10 protein-coding genes are annotated in these 10,473 nt (G+C 68.2%); 4 read left to right on the forward strand and 6 right to left on the reverse strand.

Going from position 1 to position 10,473, the window contains the following annotated elements; translation table 11 throughout:
* Together MXD57_RS02780 and MXD57_RS02785 are read right to left on the reverse strand one after the other, a co-directional pair.
* Window positions 1–357 (reverse strand): SCO3933 family regulatory protein, encoded by a 357-nt coding sequence (locus tag MXD57_RS02780; protein WP_250399634.1) that lies wholly within the window; start codon window positions 355–357, stop codon window positions 1–3.
* Window positions 358–495: 138 nt separating this feature from the next.
* Window positions 496–1,275, reverse strand: a complete 780-nt coding sequence (locus MXD57_RS02785) for a GntR family transcriptional regulator (protein WP_250399635.1) — start codon at window positions 1,273–1,275, stop codon at window positions 496–498.
* Window positions 1,276–1,293: 18 nt separating this feature from the next.
* Here MXD57_RS02785 and MXD57_RS02790 point away from each other — a divergent pair, with 18 nt between their 5' ends.
* On the forward strand, window positions 1,294–1,761 hold the full coding sequence (locus MXD57_RS02790) for an NUDIX hydrolase (protein ID WP_250399636.1): 468 nt from the start codon (window positions 1,294–1,296) through the stop codon (window positions 1,759–1,761).
* A 352-nt stretch (window positions 1,762–2,113) separates the two neighbouring features.
* Here the strand turns inward: MXD57_RS02790 and MXD57_RS31960 are convergent, their stop codons facing one another.
* Entirely contained in the window at window positions 2,114–2,737 is a 624-nt protein-coding gene (locus MXD57_RS31960; protein ID WP_374114643.1) for an RloB family protein, read from the reverse strand.
* Window positions 2,734–4,065: an AAA family ATPase gene (locus tag MXD57_RS02795; RefSeq protein WP_250399637.1), complete on the reverse strand. Its 1,332-nt coding sequence runs from the start codon at window positions 4,063–4,065 to the stop codon at window positions 2,734–2,736. Before MXD57_RS02795 ends, MXD57_RS31960 begins: the two co-directional genes overlap by 4 nt.
* Before the next feature lie 477 nt (window positions 4,066–4,542).
* Here MXD57_RS02795 and MXD57_RS02800 point away from each other — a divergent pair, with 477 nt between their 5' ends.
* The 3 genes from MXD57_RS02800 to MXD57_RS02810 all read left to right on the forward strand — a co-directional run bounded on the left by MXD57_RS02800 (window position 4,543) and on the right by MXD57_RS02810 (window position 6,816).
* A complete protein-coding gene (locus tag MXD57_RS02800; RefSeq protein WP_250399638.1) occupies window positions 4,543–4,788 on the forward strand; it encodes a hypothetical protein in 246 nt (81 codons plus the stop codon).
* Window positions 4,789–5,543: 755 nt separating this feature from the next.
* Entirely contained in the window at window positions 5,544–6,554 is a 1,011-nt protein-coding gene (locus MXD57_RS02805) for a beta-ketoacyl-ACP synthase 3 (protein ID WP_250399639.1), read from the forward strand.
* Window positions 6,555–6,573: 19 nt separating this feature from the next.
* Window positions 6,574–6,816: an acyl carrier protein gene (locus MXD57_RS02810; RefSeq protein WP_250399640.1), complete on the forward strand. Its 243-nt coding sequence runs from the start codon at window positions 6,574–6,576 to the stop codon at window positions 6,814–6,816.
* A gap of 28 nt (window positions 6,817–6,844) precedes the next feature.
* Here MXD57_RS02810 and MXD57_RS02815 read toward each other — a convergent pair whose 3' ends face one another.
* Both MXD57_RS02815 and MXD57_RS02820 read right to left on the reverse strand, forming a co-directional pair.
* A complete protein-coding gene (locus MXD57_RS02815; protein WP_250399641.1) occupies window positions 6,845–7,678 on the reverse strand; it encodes a methyltransferase in 834 nt (277 codons plus the stop codon).
* Between the two features lie 207 nt (window positions 7,679–7,885).
* Window positions 7,886–10,462, reverse strand: coding sequence for an FAD-dependent monooxygenase (locus MXD57_RS02820; RefSeq protein WP_250399642.1), 2,577 nt, complete (start codon window positions 10,460–10,462; stop codon window positions 7,886–7,888).
* Window positions 10,463–10,473: the final 11 nt, after the last annotated feature.

Consider the following 10,473-nt stretch of genomic DNA (forward strand, 5'->3'; position numbering starts at 1 on the left):
TCAGGCCGCCTTCGGCTGCGCGGCGTTGGCGGCGAGCGAGGTGACCGCGACCGCACGGAACGCGATGCCGTGCCGCTTCTGCCCGTTGAAGTCGTTTTCCCACGGCCGGGCGATCAACCCGGTGAGTGCCACCGGCGTGCCCATGGCCAGCTCGCCCGTGATGCCGGGCTCCGGGACGGTGATGGACAGGATCTCCACCTCGTCGTTCGCCGCGAACATCACGTCCACGGTCATCAGCTTCGCGCCGGTCTCGATGTCGGTGGCGATCTCACCGGTACGGCGGTCCTTGACCTTGGGCTGCGGAGTCTTAGCGACCATCACGGTCGCGGCGGAGGTGTCGACGGGGATCTGACGCACAGCGAATCACTCCTATACAGAGGCTGGACTCCGTCACTCATGTACATGAGTGACATGAAGAAGAGTGCACCACTCCTATACATGAGTCAACCCGCCGCGAAGGAAACTCGCGGCGGGTTGGCAGGACTTGAGCGCCCGTCAGTCCTCGGCCGGGATCCGGTACTCGAAAACGAACTGGTCAGCGGCCATGAGCGTGTCGCAGACCTCGACAACCCGCCCCTCAGTCGTACGAGCCTCCCGCACCAGGTGAACCACAGGAGCACCGGCGCTCAGAGCAAGCTCGGAAGCCTCTGCCTTCGAGGCCGGGCGTGCCTGCAGGGTTTCGACGAACTCGGCGAACTCATGCCCGTGGTCCTCGAGTCGGGCGTAGATGCCACCACCGCCGGGATTCTCTGCGAACAGCTCAGGGATGTCCTTCACGACATCCCACGGAAGGTACGAGCTCGCGGTCTCGACGGGAGTGCCGTTGCGGAAGTAGAGACGCCGTCGCGCGAGCACCTGGGTGCCGGCGGGGACGTCCAGTCGGCGGGCCGCATCCTCTGGGGCCTCCATCGGACCGATGTACAGGACGGTCACCTTGGCCGTGGCGCCGGACTGCGCCGACTCGGCTAGATACGCGGCCTTGCCACCCCTGCGATGCGACCGCCGGAAGCGATCGGAGGAACGATGCCGCACCGGCGGTCGATCCTTCACCGTCGAACCCTTGCCGTGCCGCGTCTCCACGAGCCCGCTGGCACGCACCTCAACCATGGCCTTGCGAATCGTGCCGCCCGAAACGCCGTAGCGATCGACCAGCTCGGACTCACTCGGCACCATCTCGCCGGGCTTGAGGACACCCGCCCGAATCTGCTGCACGATCTCTTCGGCGATCTGCACGTACCGAGGTACGGACCTCTCACCTCCTACCGCGGTTCCCATAGTCCTTCTCTTCCTCCTATGCTCCTGTACATGAGTAACAGCGCCCCGGAAGGCCAGTCAACGCCACTGCACTCCGTGTCTGTGGCCGGGGTGGTGGTGCGTGAGGACGGCAGGCTTCTGGCGATTCGCCGTGCCGACAACGGCACTTGGGAGCTCCCCGGTGGCGTCCTCGAACTCAAGGAGACCCCAGAGGCCGGCGTCGCCCGCGAGGTCCTGGAGGAGACCGGCATCCACGTCGAGGTGGACGAACTCACCGGGGTCTACAAGAACACCACCCGGGGCGTCGTCGCACTGGTCTTCAGGTGCAAGCCCTCCGGCGGGACCGAGCGCACGTCCAGCGAGTCGACGGCCGTCGACTGGCTCACGCCCGACGAGGTCTCAGAGCGCATGTCCGAGGTCTTCGCGATCCGGCTCTTGGATGCCCTGGACGACAACGGCCCTCACGTGAGGAGCCACGACGGACGGCGACTCATCCCAGCGGGATAAGACTTTCTCTACTTCATCAAGCCCGCGCACGGCGCGGGTGCGCGCCGCCTCTGCGGCGCGGCCTGCCTCCTGTCTGCGCCCCGGCTGGCCGCGCCGGGCGGCGCGCTGGCGAGCTGCGGGTATGAAGTGGGAGACACCCTCTGTGGCTGGGGCGGTCGGCTCCACGGCTTTAGGCAGCCACTTTGGGGCGAGCCTCTAAGATCATGGCCCCAACGTCGTGCTTTAACGGGCAGGTCCACAGACTGCCCGACGCGCCGGAAGCTTACGGGGCCATGATCACTCGCCCCAAAGCAGCTCCAGCCCAAAGCCGCTCCGCCGACTAGCTTGTGAACGCGTTACATTTTCAGGACTGTTAACGCCCCTTCACCTTGCAAGCATGTTCCAGCTCCGCGACCAGTTCAGACACGGAGGAGCTAGGATTCGGGGGGTTATGATTAACGCGAATAGCCTCGCATTTTTCAGCCCTCACCTTGGCCTCTGGGTACTTTGAGTAAGGAAAATTGGAAGGCAATTTCTTTCCGGAAACTCCATGCTTCTTCAATTTGCCAGCCAGGGCCTGCGCCGTGACCCAGGCCCTGTGCTCCTCGTAATGCCAAAGTAGCCAGATTTCGAAACAGGGACTACTTACGGCAATGTGTAAGCTGTTGCGGGATGCAAGTTCGCATGCAGAAGGAAGTGTTGCGTGGGTATCTACGTCAACTACGCACCAGACAGAGTCGAATGCATCGCCGTCTTGTTCTTCTCGCCTGCGACGCTGATCGGCTTCACGGACGACGCTTAGAGGGTCTCGGCCAGTTCCGATAGGTCTGACGGATATCACGTGAACGGCGCGAGCGTTGAGGTGTGAAGCGAGGCCCTCAAAATATTGCGGCTCTGTCTTCACTCCTTCCGTGACGATCAGAACCTTCTTGTTTTCCGATCTCCTGCCGCGAGATTTCGAAATCTTCTGCGAACCCCTGACCTGACGGCGACTCACTCATGTTCTCCTACAACCAAGGAAGCGCGTAGATCCTCCCAGGAGACGGCAGGCACCGCTCCGTAACGCCCGCTTAGATAGCGGCGTTCCAGGTTATGATCTGCCTTGACCGGAAAGTCCGTCAAGGGGTAGTACTCTGACGCCCCGGCCCCGTCCTTCTCGGCGAACCAGACGTCCTCCTTCTCCAAGGCTCCTCCGGCTAGGTGCCCCATGAGTGACGTGTCATGCGAAGCGAAGATCAACTGAGCGCCCTTAGAGTTGATCTCCGCATCCCTGAATAGAGAGATAAAGGCGGCCGTGAGGCGCGGATGCAGGCTTGCGTCAATCTCATCCACGACAAATACATGACCGTTATCGATAGCTCGAAGCGCCGGGATGGCAAGTGACAACCAAGCTACCGTTCCGCTACTTTCATTCTCGATGTCGAGGATGTAATCTTCCGCCCGCTCTCCCCCTTTATGCCAAAACTTGATTTTCCGCTTCTGGTCCGCAAGGAAGAACTCCATGAATTCTTCTTTGTTAAAGCGGGAATCATCCCCGAACGTTTCGAACACGCTTTCGGCGACTTTGACTGCCATGTCGAGCACGTCTGGGGCTAGCTCTACATCCTCCACTGTGAGGCGGGAAATTCCCAGGTCTGCGAATTTGAGAAGGTTCTCGGCCCTCCATCGAATCGAGTCGCTTTCCATCCATTTCTTGATCGCCCTGATTCTACCCTTTTGCTGTTCTTCTGAATATGCTGCATATTGGATGTGCCGAGTGAGTTGGCGATGCACCCGCTTGATCTGGGCGTGCCCCTCCCTCGCGGCAACCGTCAAGAACAGATTCTTCGCGCCTGTCTTTCGGGAAATGCGTACGTTTTCGCCCTTCAGGAATCGTCCGAAGGTGTAGTTATCAGGTCCGATCCCCGATCGATCGAACAAAACCCTGCGGCGTCCTTCCGGGAATGTTGAGAGCCATTCCGCCTTGACTCCCTCGGCATCGCTTTCGAAGCCATAGACGTACCTCGTGCCGGTTAGTGTGAAGTCGAACTCGTACGCGGACGTTTGTGTTGCGGAGTGGGCGTCCAAGGCGAATGGGCGGTACGGAAATGACTTCTCTTTAGTCCATTCTGCGGATTGTCGAATTGCCCTAAGGGCGAAATGAATCGCGTCCAGCAGATTCGTCTTCCCGGAGGCGTTGGATCCGAAAATGCCTACGATCCGGTTGGTTGCAGCCCTCCAGTCGCCGTCGGCTGGCCGTACACCCTCGAAGCTCGACTTCGTCAGTACTAGCTCGGTGGAGTCTCGAATCGATCGATGGTTCGTCACGCGGAACCTGAGCAGCATGGTCACATCACCCTCGAGTGCAGTTTCGTTCCCTCTAGAGAGGATTTCCATCCCCAGGTGTGCTGAAACTGTACCCAGTAGGCAGGCAGGGGGCCAGGCGCTTGCTCCGTCAGAGGTACCTGGGTTGCGGCGCCCTTCTGCGGGCCGAGGCCAAGATGGCCGGCCAGCTCACTCGTATCCGCTCCGGAGGTCAGCGGTGCCGTATCCGCCGACCTCCACGGCTACGTCCGCTGTAGCAGTCGACGGCCCTACATCGCATGCGCTAGGTCCAACTGCTTGAGCAGTGATCACGACCGACCGCTGGGCCGTCCCTGGGCCGTCCGAGGCCGACCAACCCTGACAGTCGGCACCCACGGGTGACCACCCCCACCCCGCACTGGCCTGGGCTCCCGGAGTCGATCTGCGACACTGGTACCACCATGCCCAAGCCCGGAGAACTGGCATGACGAAGCCGGGCCGGCTGACTACGGTGGCCCCGTGCTGAACAGCGATGGGGGTCTAGCAGCCTGGCTGGAGTCGAAGCGGCTGCTCACCAGTCCTGAGCGTCACATCGACACGTTGCGATGTCTGCTCGCCGCCGACGACGACGCGCTTCTGATGTACGACTACGACCTGATCAGCGATCCACAGACGGTCGCCATTGTGAAGGCTCAGCAGCGCGCAGCGGGACAGCGCCGCCGTAGGCTGCGGCGACTGACGACGCGTCGGCGCCTCGCAAAGTGACATCAGCGGATGACATCAACGCATGACATCAACGCCCCTGGACGGCGGCGGACTGGAACGATCGTGAGGGCACCGGGAACTGCCAGTGCCGTGATCGCGGAGCAGGCCGCAGAGCTCGGTGAGCGAACTTGTAAAGCGAAGGTCGTCGGTTCGAATCCGACAGGGGGCTCTGCATGCGGGGCTCCGAGCCGGGGGTCGTCCCCGGAGTCGGGCCCTGATCGGCCCCGGACGTCCCGTCCGGGGCCGTTCGCGTGTGCGCCGCGCGAGGGGGCGGGGGTCTCGGGTCGCCCCGACGTCCGGCAGCGGGGCGAGGCCCGGGCTGCGCGAGAAGCGCGTCCCCCGCACTTCGGCGATGACGCGTCCGCGATGACGCGTCCGCCCTCCCCGCGACCGCTGTCCATCTCGGCCACGTGTCGGCTGGCGGCTCGCCGCCGAGGCCGCCCCGCTCGCCGCCCCCGCTCCCATAACCCCGCCGCCGCGGTCGCGGGCCACCGCGCCATGGTGGAGGCGGCTGGTGGGGGACGTCGAGGACCGGCGCGCCGCGCGGCTCGGCCCGCCCGTGAAGACGCTCGGCGACACCCATGGCCGCGAGTCGCTCGGATCGCCGGGCTCTTCACCGTGGTACGACTGTGCTCCGTGGGGGATTTGTGTAGGCATGCAACCACATGGGGCTTCTTTCGAAAGCCCTGCCGAAGGTGTGGCGCGGCGGTTCCGGCTGGGCTTCCGGTCCGTCTCCTGGCGAAAGGGCGGGGGAAGTGAGGAGCCGACCGGTTCCGGCGTCCGTCCTGGCGGGGGTCGGGTCGTACGTGCCACCGCGCCGGGTGGCCAACGAGGAGCTGGCGGAGCGCCTGGGCCGTTCGCCCGAGTGGATCCTCCAGCGCTCCGGCATCCGGTACCGGCACGTCGTGGAGCCAGGTGCCACCAGCGGGGACCTGGCTGTCGCGGCCGGCCGCGCGGCCCTCTGCCGGTCGGGTGTCGACGAGGTCGCGGCCGTGGTCGTCGCCACCACGACTCCGGACAGGCCGTGCCCCGGCACCGCCCCGGGCGTCGCCTCGCGCCTGGGGATGACCGGGGCGACCGCGCTGGACGTCCAGGCCGTGTGCGCCGGCTTCGTCTACGGACTGGGGGTCGCGCAGGGCCTGATCGCCGCGGGCACGGCCGACAGCGTCCTGGTCGTCGGCGCGGACACGCTCTCGCTGAACGTCGCCCCGGACGACCCCACGAGCATGCTCTTCGGAGACGGTGCCGGCGCCGTCGTCCTGCGTTCGGGTCACGACGAGGAGCCCGGCGCCCTGGGGACATGCGTGCTGGGCAGCGACGGCGGTGGCCGCGATCTGATCACCGCACGCGGTGGCGGATCCGAGGAGCGCTCGAAGGCCGGCGGCGCTCCGGCGGACCCGTACCTGCGCCTGGAGGGGCGGGAGGTGTTCTGGCGAGCCGTGGCGCACATGACGTCCGCCTCACGCGCCGCGCTGGACGCCGCGCGGTGGAAGCCGCAGGAGGCGGACCGGATCGTCGCGCACCAGGCGAACGCACGGATCCTGCCCGTGCTCGCGCGGCGGTTGGGCGTCCCGACGGACCGTGCGCTGTCCAACATCGAGCGGGTCGGCAACACCTCGGCCGCCTCGATTCCGATCCTGCTGGATCACGCCGGCCGCGCAGGAGACCTCGAACCCGGCCACCGGGTCCTGCTCACGGCCTTCGGCGGCGGCCTCACCTGGGGTGCCACGACCCTCGTGTGGCCGTGCCTCGAACGCTCGCACTGACTCGTCCCGGAGGAACGGCATGTACGACACCCTGGTGAACATCCTGACCGGCAGGTTCCAGGTGCGGCCCGAGCTGGTGACCCCCGAGGCCACGCCGCCGGCCCTCGGGCTGGACTCCCTGTTCGTGGTGGAGCTGTCCTTCGTGCTGGAGGAGGAGGCCGGGCTGAAGGTCGGCTTCGACGAACTCGCGGAAGCCGACACCGTGGCCGAGATCGCACGGCTGATGCGGCAGGAGCGGGAGAGGCGGGACGCGTCGGTCTGAGGCCCGCCGACCGCACCAGCGAGGGGCGTCAGGGGCGGGCGGCGCCCCCGGGGCGCCGGAACAGCAGGGCGTGCACCGTGAAACGTGACCCGTCGAACTCCGCCCGCCCTGCCGCTCGCAGTTCCTTCAGACGCAGCTGCAGGGTCTCCCTGTGCTCGGCGTACGCCAGCAGCGGGATGTCCATCTCGAAGATCTCCAGCGTCTCGGTCTCGTAGCCGCGCGAGCCGAGTTCCGCGACGGTCCGGGGGATGTCGGCGAGAGAGGAGTGCGCCATCAGCAGAGAGCCGCCCGGCGTCAGGAACCGGTCCACGCGGTCGACGACGGCGTCGTACACCGCGCGGCCGCCCCGCCGGGCGACGAGGGCCGTCTCCAACCCGTCCCCCCTGGCGTAGCTCGGATCGTAGGGAAGGTGCGGCGGGTTGGTGATCACCAGGTCGAACCGCTCGCCCGGTGTGTACTCCTCCAGCGCCGACGTGACACACGTGAGCCGTGAGCCGTCGAGCCCGTTCGCGGTCACGTTGGCCACGGTCTGGGCGACGGAGGCGGGGTTGATGTCCAGAGCCGTCACCCGCTCGGCACCGGCCGCGAGCAGGGCGACGCTGTAGAGACCGGAACCGGCTCCGACGTCCAGGGCGCTGACGCCCTCCAGTACGGGAGCGCCGTCGCCGTCGAGCGCGCTGAGCAGGCTCAGTCCGCAGTCGGTCGGGAACAGGACCTCCGAGGGGTCCTCCACCACGATCCGCAGACGCGTGCCGCGGAACGCGAAGATCCCGCACGAGGGCCGGGCCTGCCACAGCGAACCGTTCCCGCCGGCGGGCAGGACACGGCGCCGGGTCGGCGTGCGGTCGGGTGCACTGGTCATCGGAGCGGAACCTTTCAGGAGGTCAGGAGGTCAGGAGGTCAGGAGGTCAGGAGGTCAGGAGGTCAGGAGGTCAGGAGGTCAGGAGGTCAGGAGGTCAGGAGGTCAGGAGGTCAGGAGGTCAGGAGGTCAGGAGGTCAGGAGGAGGGGGCGGGCCGACGGGGGCAGGGGGGCGGAATCCACGGGGCCCGCCGCGTCCGGCGCGGCCGGTCACTCGGCGAGGGCGGACAGCACGATGCGTACGGAGTCGTCGGCGATGCGCTGCGCGCGGGACGCCGGCACCAGCCCCTCGACATAGCTGAAGTTCCACGCGAGCCGGTCGGGCCCGGTGGTCACCGCGGCCACGACGGCGCCCATCACCGAGACGCCGGTGAGGAACTGGGCGCCGTCGATCCGCCAGGGGCCCGCCAGTTCGGGGAAGTCGTAGCGGCCGACGTTGGACAGGCACAGGTTGATCGGCCCCTCCTCGTCCATGAACCGCATGAACGACGCGCCGTCCGCCAGCGAGCCGGGACCCGCCACGCGCGGCAGGCTGATCGTGGCCAGGTGGTCCTGCCGCTTCCGGCGCCGCACCAGGTCCTGGCTGACGGTCCGGGCCATGGGCCACAGCGACCCGCCCGGCTCGTAGCGGACGCGGGTGGGGACCGTGGCCACGTACGTGCCGACCTCGTCGGGGAGGACGGGCGGTTCGAGGCCGGCGCGGAAGTCGACCGGCGAACCGATCGAGAAGTGCGCGGCGGCCGGGGTGCCCGCGTCCAGGGCGACCGCCGACACCAGCGCGGCGGCCAGGGCCCCGTGGACCGTGGTGCCGTGCCGCCTGGCCGCCCGCACCAGCCGTCGCACCTGGTCGGCGGTGAGGGACCGATGCGTCATCCGGGTGCGCCGCTGCTCGAACGGGACGTGCGCGTCGGGGACGATCCGCTGGGCGGGGCGGGTCAGGGAGGCCCGTTCCTCCCGGCGCATCAGGGCCCGGAACCCGGCGGCGCCCGCCGCGCCCCGGTGGCGGCGCGGGAGCAGGTCGTCCGTCGCGGGAAGAACCCGCCGGGAAACGGTCTGCGGCGTTGCTCCGCACTCCAGTCGGGCGGCGATCTCGATCCACTCGCGGACCAGGGACAGGCACGTCCGGCCGTCGGCGATGACGTGCGAGACCGTCAGCAGCAGGTCGTGGACGGCTCCCTGGCCGCCCTTCCCGTCTCCGTCCCGGTCTCCGTCCCTGTCTCCGTCCGCGTCCTCGTTCCCGTTCCGCGTCCCTCCCGATGTGATCACCACCGCGCGCAGCAGCGGCCCCGCGCTCCAGTCCAGGCCCTCCGCCAGCTCGCGCTCGTCGACCTCGTGCTGCCACCGGGTGTCGGCGCCGGGGCCGCCCGCCGGCACCCGGACGTGCCGGAGCGGGATCTGCCGTCCGTCCAGGGGGACGAAGGCGGGGTGTGCGCCGGTGCCGTCGTCGGTGATCGCGACGCGCAGCAGGGGATGCCGCAACTGGAGGACGTCCAGGGCGCGGCGGTGCAGCGACGGGGACAGGTCACCGTGGACCCGGGCACGGGCGATGACATTGAGCGGCGAGGTCAGGTCGGCGATCCAGTACAGCCGTTCCAGGGGACTCAGATCCCGGCGGACGCCACCGGGCCCGGCGGCCCGCCCGCCCGGGTAGGTGAGGGCCCGCGCGGTCTGCCGGACGAGGACGCGGCGGGGCACCAGCCGGAAGTACGTGTCGCGGACCAGACGCCGGTGCGGACGGGCCCCCTGGGTCAGTCTGTTCATGCTGCGGGAGCCGGCCACCATCGCCCGCGCGCGGTCGCGGCGCAGTTCCTCGTACGCGCGCAGGGCCCGCACCGGGTCGTCGCGCGTCGTCGGATCGGCCAGCGCGCGGGCCAGGACGACGGCGTCCTCCATGGCCGTGCCCGCCCCCTGGGCGAGCGTGGTCAGCATGGGGTGGGCGGCGTCGCCGAGGAGGGTGAGGGGTCCGTCGCCCCACCGTTCCAGGAAGGCCCGGTCGCGCGAGGGGACGGTGAGGATGTCCGCCTCGGGGGTGGCCTCGATGGCCGCCCGCACCTCATCGGCCCACCCCTCGTACGCGTGCCGGACGTCGTCCTTGACGCGGTCCGGGGCGGGCGTGCCACGGGTGGTGCTCATGGCCGCCCACCAGTAGCACCGGCCGTGGCCGATGTCGATGAGGCCGAAGCGCTGCCCGCGCCCCCAGTAGTGGCGTACGGCCCCTTCGGTGAGGCGCGGGTGCCGGAAGGGGACGATGCCGAGCCGGAAGAGGTGGTCGCAGTCCCGTGGCTGCTCGGGCCCGACGAGGTGGCGCCGTACGGCGGAGTGGAACCCGTCGGCGCCGACGAGGACGTCCCCGCTCGCCGAGCGGCCGTCCCCGAAGCGGACGGTGACCCCCGGGCCCGCGGTGTCGAATCCGGTGGCCGCGGCCCCCAAGTGGACGGGGCAGTCGCCGGCTTCCGTCAGCAGGGCCTCCTGGAGGTCCGCGCGGCTGAGGCAGAAGCTCCGCGCGCCCGCCCGTTCGCAGGCCTCTGCGAACGGCAGGTCCCTGATGAGCCGGCCGCGCCGGTCCATGATCCTGAACGACTCCACGGCCCGGCCGCGTTTGCCCAGGGCCAGGTCGATGCCGAGGCCGGCGAGGGCGGTGACGGCGTTACTCATGACCGACAGGCCGGAGCCGGCTTCGCGCAGCTCGGTGGCGCGCTCGTACACCTCGACGTCGACACCGACGCGCCTGAGCGCGACCGCGCACGTCAGACCGCCGATGCCGGCACCGACGACGAGGGCTTTCACGGGACGTCCCG

Origin of the sequence: Streptomyces cellostaticus, from assembly GCF_023630175.1 — a bacterium.
GTDB classification, from domain to species: Bacteria; Actinomycetota; Actinomycetes; order Streptomycetales; family Streptomycetaceae; genus Streptomyces; species Streptomyces cellostaticus_A.